This window comes from Erwinia tasmaniensis Et1/99 (assembly GCF_000026185.1).
Classification (GTDB): domain Bacteria; phylum Pseudomonadota; class Gammaproteobacteria; order Enterobacterales; family Enterobacteriaceae; genus Erwinia; species Erwinia tasmaniensis.
On sequence record NC_010694.1, the window covers coordinates 629,886 to 645,334 of the forward strand.

General features: G+C 55.7%; 25 protein-coding genes and 1 pseudogene. 24 read left to right on the plus strand and 2 right to left on the minus strand.

The annotated features are described in order from the left end of the window. The first annotated feature begins 113 nt into the window (after positions 1-113). The 12 genes and pseudogenes from ETA_RS03885 (at position 114) to ETA_RS03935 (ending at position 6,422) form a co-directional block, all read left to right on the plus strand. The gene (locus ETA_RS03885) at positions 114-377 is read left to right on the plus strand and encodes a hypothetical protein (RefSeq protein WP_012440307.1); all 264 of its coding nucleotides are present in this window, start codon (positions 114-116) and stop codon (positions 375-377) included. A 30-nt stretch (positions 378-407) separates the two neighbouring features. Then, positions 408-917, plus strand: a complete 510-nt coding sequence (locus ETA_RS03890) for a phage regulatory CII family protein (protein WP_012440308.1) — start codon at positions 408-410, stop codon at positions 915-917. Between the two features lie 7 nt (positions 918-924). Continuing rightward, complete coding sequence (locus tag ETA_RS19085; RefSeq protein WP_012440309.1) at positions 925-1,125, plus strand: phage filamentation protein Fil family protein; 201 nt, start codon at positions 925-927, stop codon at positions 1,123-1,125. Then, positions 1,089-1,430: a DUF5347 domain-containing protein gene (locus ETA_RS03895; protein ID WP_012440310.1), complete on the plus strand. Its 342-nt coding sequence runs from the start codon at positions 1,089-1,091 to the stop codon at positions 1,428-1,430. The genes ETA_RS19085 and ETA_RS03895 overlap by 37 nt, the downstream gene beginning before the upstream one ends. 67 nt (positions 1,431-1,497) lie before the next feature. Then, a complete protein-coding gene (locus ETA_RS03900; protein WP_012440311.1) occupies positions 1,498-1,725 on the plus strand; it encodes a DUF2732 domain-containing protein in 228 nt (75 codons plus the stop codon). Next, positions 1,725-2,021: a TraR/DksA C4-type zinc finger protein gene (locus ETA_RS03905; protein ID WP_012440312.1), complete on the plus strand. Its 297-nt coding sequence runs from the start codon at positions 1,725-1,727 to the stop codon at positions 2,019-2,021. The genes ETA_RS03900 and ETA_RS03905 overlap by 1 nt, the downstream gene beginning before the upstream one ends. Then, positions 2,018-2,254: a hypothetical protein gene (locus ETA_RS20665; protein ID WP_042958617.1), complete on the plus strand. Its 237-nt coding sequence runs from the start codon at positions 2,018-2,020 to the stop codon at positions 2,252-2,254. Before ETA_RS03905 ends, ETA_RS20665 begins: the two co-directional genes overlap by 4 nt. Then, a complete protein-coding gene (locus ETA_RS03915; protein ID WP_012440313.1) occupies positions 2,251-4,665 on the plus strand; it encodes a replication endonuclease in 2,415 nt (804 codons plus the stop codon). The genes ETA_RS20665 and ETA_RS03915 overlap by 4 nt, the downstream gene beginning before the upstream one ends. 147 nt (positions 4,666-4,812) lie before the next feature. Continuing rightward, positions 4,813-5,001, plus strand: coding sequence for a hypothetical protein (locus ETA_RS03920; protein WP_012440314.1), 189 nt, complete (start codon positions 4,813-4,815; stop codon positions 4,999-5,001). 12 nt (positions 5,002-5,013) lie between these two features. Beyond that, positions 5,014-5,247 (plus strand): annotated as a pseudogene (locus ETA_RS03925) (DinI-like family protein). A gap of 420 nt (positions 5,248-5,667) precedes the next feature. Next, positions 5,668-6,129, plus strand: coding sequence for an STM2901 family protein (locus ETA_RS03930; protein WP_012440317.1), 462 nt, complete (start codon positions 5,668-5,670; stop codon positions 6,127-6,129). Beyond that, positions 6,123-6,422 carry a DUF1493 family protein gene (locus ETA_RS03935; protein WP_042958620.1) on the plus strand — a complete coding sequence of 100 codons (300 nt, stop codon included), beginning with the start codon at positions 6,123-6,125 and terminating at the stop codon, positions 6,420-6,422. Before ETA_RS03930 ends, ETA_RS03935 begins: the two co-directional genes overlap by 7 nt. A 36-nt stretch (positions 6,423-6,458) precedes the next feature. Here the strand turns inward: ETA_RS03935 and ETA_RS03940 are convergent, their stop codons facing one another. Both ETA_RS03940 and ETA_RS03945 read right to left on the minus strand, forming a co-directional pair. Beyond that, the gene (locus tag ETA_RS03940; RefSeq protein ID WP_012440319.1) at positions 6,459-7,514 is read right to left on the minus strand and encodes a phage portal protein; all 1,056 of its coding nucleotides are present in this window, start codon (positions 7,512-7,514) and stop codon (positions 6,459-6,461) included. Continuing rightward, entirely contained in the window at positions 7,514-9,280 is a 1,767-nt protein-coding gene (locus ETA_RS03945; protein WP_012440320.1) for a terminase ATPase subunit family protein, read from the minus strand. Before ETA_RS03945 ends, ETA_RS03940 begins: the two co-directional genes overlap by 1 nt. A gap of 144 nt (positions 9,281-9,424) precedes the next feature. Between ETA_RS03945 and ETA_RS03950 the strand changes: the two genes are divergently transcribed. The 12 genes from ETA_RS03950 (at position 9,425) to ETA_RS04000 (ending at position 15,389) form a co-directional block, all read left to right on the plus strand. Continuing rightward, complete coding sequence (locus tag ETA_RS03950) at positions 9,425-10,288, plus strand: GPO family capsid scaffolding protein (protein WP_012440321.1); 864 nt, start codon at positions 9,425-9,427, stop codon at positions 10,286-10,288. Positions 10,289-10,331: 43 nt separating this feature from the next. Beyond that, the gene (locus ETA_RS03955) at positions 10,332-11,501 is read left to right on the plus strand and encodes a phage major capsid protein, P2 family (protein WP_012440322.1); all 1,170 of its coding nucleotides are present in this window, start codon (positions 10,332-10,334) and stop codon (positions 11,499-11,501) included. 3 nt (positions 11,502-11,504) lie between these two features. After that, positions 11,505-12,146, plus strand: coding sequence for a phage terminase small subunit (gene gpM, locus ETA_RS03960; RefSeq protein ID WP_012440323.1), 642 nt, complete (start codon positions 11,505-11,507; stop codon positions 12,144-12,146). Positions 12,147-12,243: 97 nt separating this feature from the next. Continuing rightward, positions 12,244-12,708 carry a head completion/stabilization protein gene (locus ETA_RS03965; RefSeq protein WP_042958622.1) on the plus strand — a complete coding sequence of 155 codons (465 nt, stop codon included), beginning with the start codon at positions 12,244-12,246 and terminating at the stop codon, positions 12,706-12,708. Further along, positions 12,708-12,911, plus strand: a complete 204-nt coding sequence (locus tag ETA_RS03970; protein ID WP_012440325.1) for a tail protein X — start codon at positions 12,708-12,710, stop codon at positions 12,909-12,911. Before ETA_RS03965 ends, ETA_RS03970 begins: the two co-directional genes overlap by 1 nt. A gap of 3 nt (positions 12,912-12,914) precedes the next feature. Next, on the plus strand, positions 12,915-13,130 hold the full coding sequence (locus tag ETA_RS03975; RefSeq protein WP_000171565.1) for an HP1 family phage holin: 216 nt from the start codon (positions 12,915-12,917) through the stop codon (positions 13,128-13,130). Further along, positions 13,111-13,620: a lysozyme gene (locus tag ETA_RS03980; RefSeq protein ID WP_012440326.1), complete on the plus strand. Its 510-nt coding sequence runs from the start codon at positions 13,111-13,113 to the stop codon at positions 13,618-13,620. Before ETA_RS03975 ends, ETA_RS03980 begins: the two co-directional genes overlap by 20 nt. A 9-nt stretch (positions 13,621-13,629) precedes the next feature. Beyond that, positions 13,630-13,998 carry a DNZ54_00345 family protein gene (locus ETA_RS03985; protein WP_012440327.1) on the plus strand — a complete coding sequence of 123 codons (369 nt, stop codon included), beginning with the start codon at positions 13,630-13,632 and terminating at the stop codon, positions 13,996-13,998. Next, positions 13,995-14,423 carry an Rz-like lysis system protein LysB gene (gene lysB / locus ETA_RS03990; RefSeq protein WP_012440328.1) on the plus strand — a complete coding sequence of 143 codons (429 nt, stop codon included), beginning with the start codon at positions 13,995-13,997 and terminating at the stop codon, positions 14,421-14,423. The genes ETA_RS03985 and lysB overlap by 4 nt, the downstream gene beginning before the upstream one ends. Continuing rightward, positions 14,311-14,556, plus strand: a complete 246-nt coding sequence (gene lysC / locus ETA_RS20300; RefSeq protein WP_231853312.1) for an Rz1-like lysis system protein LysC — start codon at positions 14,311-14,313, stop codon at positions 14,554-14,556. Before lysB ends, lysC begins: the two co-directional genes overlap by 113 nt. Beyond that, the gene (locus ETA_RS03995; RefSeq protein ID WP_012440329.1) at positions 14,519-14,950 is read left to right on the plus strand and encodes a phage tail protein; all 432 of its coding nucleotides are present in this window, start codon (positions 14,519-14,521) and stop codon (positions 14,948-14,950) included. The genes lysC and ETA_RS03995 overlap by 38 nt, the downstream gene beginning before the upstream one ends. Beyond that, complete coding sequence (locus ETA_RS04000) at positions 14,943-15,389, plus strand: phage virion morphogenesis protein (protein ID WP_012440330.1); 447 nt, start codon at positions 14,943-14,945, stop codon at positions 15,387-15,389. Before ETA_RS03995 ends, ETA_RS04000 begins: the two co-directional genes overlap by 8 nt. The last annotated feature ends 60 nt before the right edge of the window (positions 15,390-15,449 follow it).

Genomic DNA, 15,449 nt, shown 5'->3' on the forward strand with positions numbered 1-15,449 from the left:
GACCAATGCTCAAAAGTTAATTACATTGCTCACAAGTGAAGTTTGAATGTTGGCAAACATTGTGGAATGAGAGGCCAACATTGTTCAAAAAAGCAAATAGGGAATCATGCACCATGGCATCTGAAATCGCAATCATCAAAGTACCTGCGCCCATTGTCACCCTGCAGCTGTTTGCAGAGCTGGAAGGTGTTTCCGAGCGTACTGCATATCGCTGGACAACTGGTGACAACCCTTGCGTGCCAATCGAACCGCGCAAAATCCGTAAGGGTTGTAAAAAAGCCGGTGGTCCTATCCGTATCTATTACGCACGTTGGAAAGAAGAACAAACGCGTAAAGCTCTGGGGCATTCACGTTTTCAACTTGTTATAGGCTCTTAATTCACTTTATGGCAAAAGTAAGGGTGTAACATGTTTGATTATTGTGTTTCCAAACATCCGCATTTTGACGAAGCATGCCGGACTTTCGCACTGCGTCACAATATGGCGAAGCTGGCAGAACGCGCGGGAATGAACGTTCAGACGCTGCGCAATAAGCTGAACCCGGAGCAACCGCATCAGATTACGCCGTCGGAAATCTGGCTGCTTACCGATCTAACAGAGGACTCCACGCTGGTTGACGGTTTTCTGGCTCAGATTCACTGCCTGCCATGCGTCCCGATGAACGAAGTAGCAAAAGAGAAGCTGCCGCATTACGTCATGAGCGCTACTGCTGAAATCGGACGTGTTGCTGCCGGCGCCGTATCTGGTGATGTGAAAACCACCGCAGGCCGTCGCGATGTTATCAGCAGCATTAACTCTGTTACTCGTCTGATGGCGCTGGCTGCCGTTTCCATGCAGGCACGTTTGCAGTCTAACCCGGCGATGGCTAGCGCGGTCGATACCGTGACGGGTCTCGGCGCATCGTTCGGTCTGATCTGAGGTGGTTATGCTGACTAAAGAACCCTCCCTTGCATCACTTCTCGTAAAGCAAAGCCCTGCAATGCACTACGGTCACGGCTGGATCATGGGGAAAGATGACAAGCGCTGGCATCCGTGCCCATCTCAGAATGAGTTGCTGGCTGGCCTGTCCACAACCAAACAGGGGAAATCATGGCTATTGAAGGCCCTACGGCAACTATTCCATTAAGCCCCGGTGAACGCCTGGAGGGACTGAACCATATTGCAGAGTTGAGGGCTAAAGTGTTTGGTCTGGATATTGAGCCGGAGCTAGAAAGGTTTATTAAAGATATGCGCGCCCCACGCGACGTAAATCATAAACAGAATGAGCGGGCACTGGCAGCCATTTTTTATATGGCAAAAATTCCAGCAGAACGTCACGGCGTCAATATTAGTGATCTGACGACTGACGAAAAGCGGGAGCTGATTAAAGCAATGAACCATTTTCGTGCAGTGGTGAGCTTATTTCCCAAACGGCTAACCATGCCGAATTAATCCAAACAGAAATTTAATGGCGTAAACCCGCCGGGCTTTTTATTGCCCGAAATCAGGAGAGTCAATTATGCGTAATACCGAAACCCGTAGTTTTAACACTGATAGCAATGCGCTGGCCGTATTGCTGACCGATGCCAAAAAAGAAGAACGCAAAGACCGCGCGCTCGCTGTTTCCATCCGTCTTGAGGCGCTGGCTATCCATATCACTAAAGTGGGGATGAGCGGTACCGAAGCCGCCGAACTACTACGCCGTGAAGCCACCCGCTTTGAGAACGAATCGCAGGAGCTTCACTAATGGCAGACTCAATGGATTTAGTGCAGCAGCGCGTTGCGGAAAATCTGGCGTGTGAACTCGCCAACATCATCCGCCGCCCGGTAATGCCAAGCGCGTTTTTCTGTGAATGCTGTGATGCCGCTATCCCTGAAGCGCGCCGCAAAGCGCTGGACGGGGTGACTCTGTGCGTGACCTGTCAGAGCATCGCGCCTATCCCTGAAGCGCGCCGCAAAGCGCTGGACGGCGTGACTCTGTGCGTGACCTGTCAGGGTATCGCCGAGCGTAAAAGTAAACACTACAAAGGTGCTGGGCTGTGAAAACCATTCTGAAACGGGTGGGCAGCAAATCCGCCACGATGCCGGAGCGGGTTAAAAGCCTGTACCGCCGCTTTGATATCAATCACATAAACGCCAGGCGCAGTATTGGCGTGGCGGCGGGTGAAGGTAAGCGGGTAGCGGAAGTTATCGCGGTATCAACATCCACGGTTTGCACTGGCCATAATCCGTCCTGCACGCCGCGCTGCAACGTGGTGGCCGGGGCGCGGCGGTGAGCGCAGGCAAGCCTGATTTAGCCCACGGGGATAACATAAAACCAGGCGGCACAGACGATGCCGCCTGGGCTTTTCCGTGGAACGCCCCAAAGAAAGCGATCAACCCCTATCTGGACAGGCCAGAGGTTAAACCATCCGCGCTTTCAGACCCGATCGCTCTTTTCGCCGCTGAAAATGAAGGGGCAAAGCAACGGCGCGCGGCACTGAGCGATGAGGCCTGGAACCGCTATTTCTACAATGAATCACGCGATCCCGTGCTGAAGGAGATGGAACAGGAGCGGCTGACGGGCCGCGCCAGACTGATCCATGAGCAGCACCGGTTCAACCCCGACCTGGTCATTATCGATAACGTGCGCGCTGAGCCCGCATTTATCAGCAAGCCGCTGATGCAGCGCATTGCGTATTTCCAGCAGCTGGACAGGCCCAAAGCCTGCTCACGCTATCTGCGCGACACCATCACCCCCTGCCTGCAACGACTGGAGCGCGTGCGTGACAGCCAGGCGTCGGCGTCTTTCCGCTTTATGGCCAGTCGTGATGGCCTGGACGGGCTGCTGGTGCTGGCGGAAATGAACCAGCACCAGGTCAAGCGCCTCGCGACCCTTGTTGGTGCGCATATGAGCCTCTGTCTGGAAGAGGCCGGCAGCGCGCTGTTTACCGCCGATGAGGTGAAGCCGCAGGAGATCCGCAGGGTATGGGAGCGCGTGGCGGCTGAAGCGATGCGCCTTGACGTTATCCCGCCCGCCTTTGAAGCGCTGAGGCGCAAAAAGCGCCGCCGTAAGCCGGTGCCTTATGAACTTATTCCCGGTTCGCTGGCGCGCATGCTGTGCGCCGACTGGTGGTATCGCAAGCTGTGGCAGACGCGCTGCGAATGGCGCGAGGAGCAGCTGCGCGCCGTGTGCCTGGTCAGCAAAAAAGCATCGCCCTACGTCAGCTATGAGGCGGTGGTACACAAGCGCGAGCAGCGCCGCAAATCGCTGGCGTTTTTCCGCGCCCACGAGCTGGTGAGTGAAAACGGCGACACGCTGGACATGGAAGAGGTGGTGAACGCCAGCGCCAGCAACCCGGCACACCGGCGCAATGAGATGATGGCCTGCGTGAAGGGGCTGGAGCTGATTGGCGAAATGCGCGGCGACTGCGCGGTATTTTATACCGTCACCTGCCCGTCGCGCTTTCACGCCACGCTGAGCAACGGCAGGCCAAACCCGACGTGGAGCAGCGCCACGGTGCGCGAGAGCAGCGATTACCTGGTCAATACCTTTGCCGCCTTCCGCAAGGCGATGCACCGGCGCGGGCTGCGCTGGTACGGGGTGCGCGTGGCCGAGCCGCATCACGACGGCACGGTACACTGGCACCTGCTGTGCTTTATGCGCAAAAAGGAGCGCCGCAGCATCAGCGCGCTGCTGCGCAAGTTTGCCATCCGGGAAGACCGGGCGGAGCTGGGTAACAACACCGGGCCGCGCTTCAAATCGGAACTGATTAACCCGCGTAAGGGCTCGCCAACCGGCTATATCGCCAAATACATCAGCAAGAACATTGACGGGCGCGGGCTGGCCGGGGAAATCAGCAAAGAAACCGGCAAATCCCTGCGCGATAACGCGGAAAACGTCAACGCCTGGGCGTCGCTGCACCGCGTGCAGCAGTTTCGTTTCTTTGGTATTCCGGGGCGTCAGGCGTATCGTGAGTTGCGCCTGTTAGCCGGGCAGGCGGGCAGGGCGCAGGGTGATAAGAAAGCGGGCGCGCCGGTGCTGGACAATGCGCGGCTGGACGCGGTACTGGCGGCGGCGGACGTCGGCTGCTTTGCCACCTATATCATGAAGCAGGGCGGCGTACTGGTTCCGCGCAAAAATCACCTGATCCGCACCGCCTACGCGCTGAACGACGAACCCGGCACCTACGGCGATCGCGGCATCCGCATTTACGGCATCTGGTCGCCGCTGGTGGCGGGGCGTATCTGCACCCACGCGCTGAAGTGGAAAAAGGTGCGCAAGGCCGTTGACGTTCAGGAGGCGACGGCCGACCAGGGCGGTTCTGCCGCCCCTTGGACTCGTGGCAATAACTGTCCCCTTGTGGAAAATCTGAACAAATCAGGGGGTGAATTACCCGATATTAAAACCATGGATGAGAAGGAGCTGCAGGAATATCTCCACAACATGGGCCAGAAGGAACGGCGGGAGCTGACAGCCAGGTTAAGGCTGGTAAAACCGAAGCGGAAAAAAGCATATAAACAGACTATTTCGGATCATCAGCGTCTGCAGCTTGAGGCAGAACTGAGTTCCAGAGGGTTCGATGGTAGCGAGTCAGAGATTGACCTGCTTCTGCGCGGCGGCAGTATTCCGTCAGGTGCGGGGCTACGTATTTTTTACCGCAACCACTGTCTACAGGAGGATGGCAAATGGCGTCAGTGGTACTGATACCGCGGCTTTAACAATTATTGCTCTTATTGATCCGAATCAGAGCGATCCTAATTGACATATAAAAAATGTTTTACATTCACCAAACCCTAATATACTGTATTTATATACAGTTATTTTGTATCCGTAGTAGTGATAGGAGGGAAAATGCAGGATTATTTTTTGGAGTCTTTGAAGCTCCAGCGCATTGATTTTTTTATCAAGCTTGTAGCGGCTAGTGAGTGTAGCGAAGAAGAAAAGCGGCTGGCTATCCAGTGGGTGTCCGAACTGACCGACGAGCTGATGGCGAAAATCCGTAGCCATGAATACTGCCGGTCGATGGACGTAATTAGTTAAAGGGGAATCTGTATGCGCATTGAAATAATGATCGATAAAGAGCAGAAGCTTAGCCAAGCTACACTGGACACCCTTGAATCCGAGCTTTACCGTAATTAGCGCCCTCTATATCCCAAAACAGCAATTCGTATCCGCAAGGGCAGCGCCAATGGCGTTGAGCTGAGCGGATTAAAACTGGATGAAGACAAAAAGCGAGTGATGGAAATTATGCAGCAGGTATGGGAGGACGACAGCTGGTTACATTAGCGAACGTTGCGGACGATAAAACTGGTTTTTACCGTCGGCAAGGTTGAACAACGAGCCACGCGAGGCGTTAGTGCCGTTGTGCATGACTATGCCGCATGAAATCGCATGATCGTTTGAGGATCGTTTTTGCCCCGGCCCGTCATATATGGCGGGCTTTTGCTTATGTCATGCACCTGCATGAAAACCACTGCACAAAGCGGGCAGGCGTGGCGGGGATACGAGCGCGCGCCATGACGTTCAGGCCATGACAATGCGGCCCAATTTCCGGCCCGCTGATGTGGGATCGGCTTTCGAGTGGCGCTGAGAAGGATAGGGCGGTACGCGTTGTAGGATGCGATACATGCGTGATACAGGGGGGGCTGGAGTTTCAAAGTCGTTGCGGTTAAAGTTTCATCATGCTTTTTATTGCGAGGTGTGGTGATGGATACAACCGAACAGCTTAACGGAACCTATTTTTACGGCGGCCTTTCGAATCTTAACGCCGGTGAGCTTTTTTACTGGATTATGGTTGATGTGACCGCAGAGCATTTTACGGGCGCGACAGCGGCAACAGGCAACGTTATCGCCGCTGCTGCTATTTATGCCGGTCGTAATAACGTCGCCGTGTCCGGCAAACTTGCAAACGCTACTCCTGGCACATCGTGGGCATCTATTCAGTCACGCAGGCTGTTGCAAAAATATAAACTGCCTTTCCCGCTGCCGACCATAGTTGGAAATCCGTTTAAAATGAAAATTATAATGACTAAAAAGCTAGGCACATTTGTTGGCAGAACAGTGCCAGTCATTGGCTGGGCTATAGTGGCGTCAGACGTAGCGATCATAGGCTGGAAGTCGGTTAACCGTTACAATACGATAGCCAGTGCGGAGGATAAAATATGGTGATGGATGATAATGAAAAGGCAGTATTCGCACTTGTTGAAGAATATAACGGTCATTGGTTTTGGTTGCGTAAGCGCTTTCGGCTGACACCTGCAACGGATCTGAATAAGGATTTCAGGATGGCACCGGAGGACGCCGCCGAGCTGCTGGAAACATTCGCGGACAGATTTTCTGTCGACCCGAAAGAAATAAATTTCGGGCGTTATTTTCCGGCAGACAATGGCAAGGCGGAAAAGCCGCTGACCATCCAACTGTTAATTGATTCAGCCCGCGCCGGTCACTGGATTGATAAATAAAAAAGCGCCCGCAGGCGCTTTGTTTTCCACTGTATATTAGTTGCCATCTTCCAGATCGAGGTTATAAGGCGCAAACCTGATAACCTCCTGGCCGAGTCCGAGCCAGTCATTTAACTCCTTCATACGTGCCTGCAGCGGAATGAGTTCGTTTCGTACAAACACGCGGCTGGCCTTTTCAATATCACCAAACCCGCCGGTATTGTTTGGGATTATCCCCATTAGCTGCGGCGGTACGCGATGCACGGCCAGCATGTCATCACGGCTCACGTTTTTGATATTCAGGAACTCATCTTTGGCCGCCACCTCTGACAGCGGGATGATCTGGATGCCGTCTTTCTTCCCGTTCGGGCTGTACATAAACAGGTTGCGGAAGTTGCCAGGGCCCTTTGCGCTTTTCATGGCGCTGCGGATATTGTCCACGTCCTGCTGGCTCTGCGCCGGGTCAGTCATATACATGATAAAACCCGCATGGCTGCCGTTCAGGTAATACTTGCGGCGGAACAGCGTGGCCGACTCATTAAGCAGCGCAGACGGGATGGCCGACAGGTAGCCCGGCACGCCGTAAATTTCCTGATTGATATCCGGCTCCATCAGGTGAAAGACGCTGCCCTTTGTAAACTCATACGGTTCAGTGTTAAGGCCGTAATGCGCATACCAGTAGGTGTCGAGGTCAAGCCCGCGACGCGTATATTTTGCAAGCGAGGGTTCCAGTTTCAGCGTGTTGCCGAGGCGGCTGATCCGCTTCTCCAGATAGGCATTGCCGAAAATCAGGTAATCCATCGCAAAGCGGGTAAAAGCCTGCTGGCTCAAAAGTGGGTGCGGGATAAATGTGCTCGCCAGAATATTGCATTTTACGCTTATAGGTGAGCTGTGATGCACGGCGGCGCGGAACGTGCGCGCCAGTCCGTCAACGCTTACGGGCGGCTCATACCAGCGATCATTGATAACGCACTCCACGTAATCGAGCAATTCGCGGCGGTCCAGCACCGGGATCGGGTCGCCAAAGGTAAAAGCCTCCGACGCTGCCCCGCTGGTCATGTTATCCGGCTGCGGCACGGACTGTGTGCGCGTGCGGTTTCTGCGTTTGCTCATTAATACATCTCCACAATATTCTGCGTGTGTGCCGCCTGTCCCTGCAGCGGCTCATTTGCCAGCGCGTGCATGGTCGCCCAGGCTAAATCGCCGTGGCTGACTTCCTCGCTGCGACTGGTTTCATAGGTCGGACGATTGCCGCTGGACGTAGTGGCCTTGCGGATAGACATAAACGACTGCGCGATGTCGAGATGGCTGGCGTCAAACTCCAGCCGCCCGGTTGCCATCGTGTCGTAGGCTTTGAGCACCAGGGCATTTTTAACCGTCGGGTTGTAAACAAACTCTTTTACCTGTGGGAAAAAGGCTTTCACGTTCTCATAGACGCCGAGACCGACGCCGGTTGAGTCGATGCCGATATAGGTCACGTTGTACTGCTGCGTAAGGGTTTTAATCGCGTCGGCCTGCGCACGGAAATCCATGCCGCGCCACTGGTGACGCTCAAGGATGCGAAACTTGCCGCCCGGCACTGCAGGCGGGGCAATGACCACGCAACCGGCGCTGTCGCCGTTCTGCGTACCCTTCGCCGGATCGTAACCAATCCAGACCTCCTTCCAGCCAAACGGGCGCAGCGCCAGCGCTTCGAAGTCGTCCCACACTTCCCAACTGTCAACCATACATTTCTGCAGCATGGCAAGCTGGAACACCGACGCGAGGTCATCCATAAACACGCACATCAGCAGGTTTTGATAGTCTTCAGGGCTGTAGCGCGTGCGCAGCTGTTCCAGGTCGAACAGGTCACAGCCACCGCGCACGGCATCCTCAACGGTGACAATCTGGCGGAACTGGCCGTCAGCACACAGGCGGCCAGCGGCAAGCGATGCGTGACTTAAATCAATATCAACGCGGTCAGCTTTTGCGCGGCCCCTGTTGAACTGCGCGCCAGACCAGAACGGATAGGCGCTGTGTGTGAGGCTGGACGGCGTGGAAAAATAGGTTTCGCGCCATTTTTTGTGCAGCGCCATGCCAGAGGCAACTTTCTGCAGTTCCTGAAATTTCGGTATCCAGAAGTATTCGTCCAGGTACAGGTTGCCGTGATAACTCTGCGCCGTGCGGGCGTTGGTGCCGAGGAAGTACAGGCACGCGCCATTATCCAGCGTCATCGGGTCGCCTTTCAGGTCTACGTCCGCCTCGCGGGCAAACTCCACGATGTACTGCTTGAATACGTGCGCCTGCGCTTTACTGGCCGACAGGAAAATCTGGTTTCGTCCGGTGGTCAGCGCATCGATCAGCGCTTCGCGGGCAAAAAAGAACGTCGCCCCAATCTGACGCGATTTCAGCAGATTGCGGACGGCATATTTATTGCCCGCTTCCCACCACTGGCGCTGATAGCCGAACATCGTGCTGTGAAAGATATCCTGCAGTTTTTCGATCTGCGCGTCGCTGAATACGTTTTTTTTAGGCGGTTTGCGTGGGCCTGTGTTGCGGTTTTCGACATTGGGATTTAAAACCGCCTCATTGCCGCCGTTGTTAAATTTCCCGATGCGCGCATGGCGCTCTGACTGCCTGGCCAGCAGGTCGATTTCTTTGTAGTCCTTTCCTTCCTTCACCTCTTTCATGACCAGCTGACAGTAGCGCGCAGCAGTGGATAGCTGCATCTGGTCAAGCGGGCCATATGAGCCCCACTTGTCGCGCTTTTTCCAGCTGTGAACGGTTGCGGGTTTCTCTCCCAGCATTTCAGCAATGCGGGCGATGCGGTATCCCTGAAAGTAGAGCAGCAAAGCCTGTCTGCGGGGATCAAGGTCTGCGGGGGCGATTGTCGTTGTCATGTCCCCAAAATACGGGCCGCCCGTTTCCTTTTCCGCCGCCCGTGATTGTGTGAATTACGGTACATCCTCGCCGCGTTGTTTCAGTGCCCCTGTCGCCGCAAACATAGGGACTCACAGAGTTTTTATCTAACCGGAGCCTGGACAATGGCAAAGAAAGCAAAGCGTTTCCGCATCGGGGTGGAAGGTGCCACCACGGACGGGCGCACCATCGTGCGCAGCTGGCTGGAACAGATGGCGGCCAATTACGATCCGGCCGTTTACACCGCCGTGATCAACATGGAACACATCAAGGGTTACACGCCTGACAGCGCGTTTCGCCGTTTTGGTGTGGTCGATGCGCTGGACACTGAAGAAATCAGCGACGGCCTGCTTAAGGGTAAGCTGGGCCTGTACGCGGTGATCAACCCGACGGATGAGCTGGTTACGATGACCGGCAACATGCAGAAGCTTTTTACCTCGATGGAGATTCGCCCGGAGTTCGCCGACACCGGCGAGGCGTATCTGATCGGCCTGGCCGTTACCGACGATCCGGCCAGCCTAGGAACCGAAATACTGCAGTTCAGCGCCAGTGCAGGTGCTAACCCGCTGGCAAACCGCAAGCAGCACCCTAACAACCTGTTTACCGCTGCCACCGAAACCGTGATCGAGTTTGAGGACGTGGCCGACGATAAGCCGTCCCTATTCAGCCGGGTTTCCGCGCTTTTCAGCAACAAGCAGAAATCTGATGACGCCCGTTTCGGTGACGTTCACAAGGCCGTCGAACTGGTCGCTACCGAGCAGCAGGAATTCAGTCAGCGCATCGAAACCGCCCTGAGCGAGCAGGCCAGCAGCCTGCAGGCGCAGTTTACTGAGGGGCTGAGCGCGGAAGTCGCAGCCCGTGAGCAGCTGCAGGCGGATTTCAGCCAGCTGCAGGAGCGGTTGAGCCGTGAAGACGGGCGCCAGGACTTCCGCCCGCGCACGCCCGGTAATGGCAGCGGCAACAGCCAGGACGTGCGCACCGACTGCTGATGCAGTTGCGGCAAACCCCATTAACGAACAGAGAACACAAACAATGAAAAACAATACCCGTTTTAAGTTAAACGCCTATATGTCGGTACTGGCGGAAATCAACAAAATCAACCTGTCGGCCCTTAACAGCAAATTTACTGTTGAGTCGTCCATAGCGCAGACGCTGGAAACCAAAATCCAGGAGTCATCCGCATTCCTGCAGGCGATCAACATCACACCAGTCGATGAGCAAAGCGGCGAGCGTCTGGGGCTGGGTATCGGTCAGACCATCGCAGGCACAACCGACACCACGCAGAAAGAGCGTGAGCCAACCGACCCGACCTACATCGATGGCGACGGCTACAAATGCACACAGACCAACTTTGACACGGCGCTGCCTTATTCAAAGCTGGACATGTGGGCGAAGTTTTCCGACTTTCAGGTACGCATCCGTGATGTCATCGTGAAGCGCCAGGCACTGGACCGCATCATGATCGGCTTTAACGGCCTCAAGCGTGAGAAAACCTCAAACCGGGTACAGAACCCGCTGCTGCAGGACGTAAATATCGGCTGGCTGGAAAAAATCCGCCAGGAGAAACCTTCGCAAGTAATCAGCCAGCGAATCGACAACAGCGGCAAGGTTGTCGCCGGTAACATCACCATTGGCAAAGGGGGCGTATTTAATAACCTTGATGCCGTAGTGATGGGGGCTGTGTCTGAAAAAATCGCCGTGCAGTATCAGGATGACACTGAGCTAGTTGTGATCTGTGGCCGCCAGCTGCTGGCCGATAAATATTTCCCGATCGTCAACAAAGACCAGCCCAACACCGAAGCGCTGGCCGCTGACTTGATTATTAGCCAGAAGCGTATCGGCGGCCTGCCTGCGGTGCGTGCGTCGTTCTTTCCGGCAGATGCGTTGCTGATTACGCGCCTCGATAACCTGTCCATTTACTGGCAGGAAGAAACGCGCCGCCGCTCCATCATCGACAACCCGAAACGGGATCGCATTGAAAACTTTGAGTCGGTCAACGAGGCGTATGTGGTTGAAGACTACGACTGCACCTGCCTGATTGAAAACATTGAAATGCTTGATCAGGAGCCAGAACCGGAAGCGGGACAGATGAGCGACGCCGAAATCGCGCGCATTGCCTCTGTTGCGGCAAGCGTCGTCAAGGCTATGAGCGAATCCGGCACGCCCCATGCGCAGGCTGGCACCGACACCGCAGGAGAATAAACCGTGACCAATCCTTTCCGCGCGCACACGCGCTTTATCCAGGCACAGGAGGCCGCCCAAAGGGGCAGCAATAGCCGACATGCGAAAGGCTATGACCTGATGCTGTTGCAGCTCAACGAAGACCGCCGCCGCCTCAAGGGCATTCAGTCCAATGTCAACAAAGCGCAGGTAAAGATTGAGGTACTGCCGAAGTATGCCGCCTGGGTAGAGGGCGTGCTGAGCGTCGACGGGGCGCAGCAGGATGACGTGATCATGTACGTCATGCTGTGGCGTATCGATGCCGGTGATTATGCCGGTGCGCTGACGATTGGCCGCCATGCCCTTAAGCATGGCTGGGTGATGCCGATCGGCAAGCGCACCACATCTACGGTGCTCGCCGAGGAAATGGCTGACGCCGCAAAGGCCGCCATTCTGGCCGAAACCCCGTTTGATGCTGATTTGTTACTGCAGACGCTGGAATCTGTTGACGGGGAAGACATGCCGGATCAGTCCCGCGCGCGCCTGCACAAATCCATTGGCTGGGCGCAAACCGGAAACAGCCCGGTGTCCGCACTGAATCATCTTAAGCAGGCCCTGCAGTTGGACGAAAGGTGCGGGGTGAAAAAAGACATTGAGCAGCTGGAGCGGAAACTCCGCAACAGCTGATAACCGAACGTGCCCCGCGCACGGGCGGCACGGGGTGGCGAAAGGCACTGCCACATCAAAACCCCGTCCACCGCCCACTTATTCAGGAGGAATCGGCATGAAGTTTGTTGCGCCCGAACAGGCACCGGAACAGACGGAAGTCATCAAAAATACGCCGTTCTGGCCTGATGTGGACCTGTCGGAATTTCGTAGCGTGATGCGCACTGATGGCACGGTAACGCAGCCGCGTTTAAAGCAGGTCGTACTGACGGCAATTTCCGAGGTAAACGCTGAGCTGTACGACTTCCGCAACCGTCAGCAGACGCTGGGCTATCGGGCACTGGCTGAGGTTCCGGCAGAAATGCTGGACGGCAAAAGCGTGCGTATCCGGCACTACCACACCGCCGTTTTTTGCTGGGCACGCGCCGTGCTCAATGAACGTTATCAGGACTATGACGCCACGGCGTCTGGCGTGAAGCGAGGTGAGGAGCTGGCGGAGGCCAGCGGCGATCTGTGGCGCGATGCCCGTTGGGCCGTCAGCAGGTTGCAGGATGCACCGCACTGTACGGTGGAGCTTATCTGATGAAAGTGCGTGCGCATCAGTATGACACGGTGGACGCGCTTTGCTGGCGTTATTACGGGCGCACGCAGGGGGTCACTGAGCAGGTTCTGCAGGCAAATCCGGGGCTGGCTGAGTACGGCCCATTTTTACCGCACGGGCTGCAGGTGGAACTGCCGGACATTACGGCGTCAACCACGGCGCAGACCGTCCAGCTATGGGACTGAATTATGACGCTTGAACGAATCAGCGCCTTTATCACTTACTGCATCGCCGTGCTGCTTGCATGGCTGGGCGATCTGTCGCTCAAGGATGCGTCAACGGTTGGCGGAGTACTGATTGGTGTGCTGATGCTGGCTATCAACTGGTACTACAAACACCAGTCTTTCAAATTGTTACGTGGCGGCAAAATTTCGCGGGGGGAATATGAATCCTTCAATCGTTAAGCGCTGCCTTGTCGGGGCGGTACTGGCTATTGCCGCCACGCTGCCCGGTTTTCAGTCGCTTCATACCTCTGTTGAGGGGCTGAAGCTGATCGCCGATTACGAGGGATGCCGTCTGCAGCCTTATCAGTGCAGCGCGGGTGCGTGGACTGACGGGATCGGCAATACGTCCGGTGTGGTGCCGGGAAAAACCATCACGGAACGGCAGGCGGCGCAGGGACTTATCACCAACGTGCTGCGCGTGGAACGGCAGCTTGAAAAGTGTGTGGTGCAGCCGATGCCGCAAAAAGTCTATGACGCGGCGGTGTCGCTTGCTTTCAACGTGGGCACCGGCAACGCATGCAGCTCTACGCTAGTTACGTTGCTGAATCAGCAGCGCTGGGCTGACGCCTGCCATCAGCTGCCGCGCTGGGTGTATGTCAAAGGTGTGTTTAATCAGGGGCTGGATAACCGCCGCGCGCGGGAAATGGCTTGGTGCTTAAAAGGAGTATAGATAAATGAAATGGTTAAAAGTTACTGGCTGCCGGTTTCGGTTCTGGTGCTGCTTGTAATGGTAGATGTGATTTTTCCTGCATCTTATGCGGCTTTTCCGCTGGCGCTGATCATCTGGTTTGAGTATGCCGCATTTTCACTGGTCTGCTTTGTAGGGCTTTACTCCTGCACGCTGACGGGGAGTGACCGGCTGCAGGTACGCCATTTGCTGGGGAGGGTGTTGGAGTTGTTGGGCAGAATACCTCTCACTTGGTATCAGCGTCTCGTTATTGCCTTTGTTATGTCGCTTGCCGGATGGAAGCTCACGGGGATGGTTTTTGTTTTTACGGTTGCCATGAGTCTGGTAATTCAAGATGAGCTTAAGGCTATGCGGGAATGAATCGTTTACTTGCGTTGGTTCTGGCGCTGGCACTTGCGGCGCTGGGCTGGCAGTCATGGCGGCTTAACAATGCCAGCCACACCATCGAGATGCAGGGCGCGGCATTGAAAAGCAAAATGCAGGAACTGACGAAGAAAAACAGCCAGCTGATCGGCCTGTCCATTTTGACCGAAACCAACAGCCGGGAGCAGATGCGGCTCTATGCAGCGGTGGAGGATACCGCCGCACTGCTGCGTAGCCGTCAGCGCCGGACAGAGGAGTTAAAACGTGAAAATGAGGATTTGCGCCGTTGGGCTGACACTCCTTTGCCTGCTGACATTATCCGGCTGCGGGAGCGTCCGGCCCTCGCCGGAGGTGCAGCTTACCGTGAGTGGCTGTCCCAGAGTGACGCAGTGCCGTCTGGAAAGGTCAGCACCGCGCAGTAACGGCGATCTGAATGCGGCGCTGGATGAAACCGAGGCCGCCTGGGCGGTCTGTGCTGACAAAGTGGACACGATTATTGCATGTCAGGAGCGAAACAGTGAACAAACCGCAGTCCTTACGCAGCGCCCTGAATAAAGCGGTTGCTTATGTCCGTGATAACCCGGACAAGCTGCACCTTTTCGTTGATAACGGCTCACTGGTGGCAACCGGGGCCAGCTCCATGTCATGGGAATACCGCTACACCCTGAACGTAGTGATCGAGGATTTCAGCGGAGACCAGAATCTGCTGATGGCTCCCGTGCTGCTGTGGCTCAGTGCCAGTCAGCCGGATGCCATCAACAACCCGGCTCTGCGCGAAAAACTGTTTACCTTTGAAGTGGATATTCTGCGAAACGATGTGTGCGATATCAGCATGAGTTTGCAACTGACAGAGCGCGTGCTGGTCAGCACTGACGGTACTGTGTCGAGCGTTGAAGCGGTGCCGGAACCGAACAAACCCGAAGAAATGTGGACGGTGAAACGTGGATGAGCTGCAGAGGGTGGATGACTGGCTGACGGCGCTGTTGGCAAATCTGGAGCCTGCCGCACGCAGCCGTATGATGCGGCAACTGGCGCAACAGCTACGCCGGACGCAGCAGCAGAACATCAGGATGCAGCGCAATCCTGACGGCAGCGGCTATGAGCCGCGCCGGGTGACAGCCCGCAGCAAAAAGGGCCGCATCAAACGTAAGATGTTTGCAAAGCTGCGTACCACAAAATACTTGAAAACCGCCGCCAGTGCGGACTCTGCCAGCGTGCAGTTTGATGGCAAAGTGCAGCGCATCGCCCGTGTTCACCATTATGGCCTGCGCGCTCGCGTCAGCCGCAAAGGCCCGGAGGTCCGCTATGCGGAGCGCCGTCTATTGGGCGTGAATGATGAAGTGGAAACCGTCACCCGTGACACCCTGCTGCGCTGGCTGGCGGGGTGATCTTTGTGCCACCGCTGATACAAGCGCCCGCGCTGACTCCCTTTTCCCTCTGATGGCAAC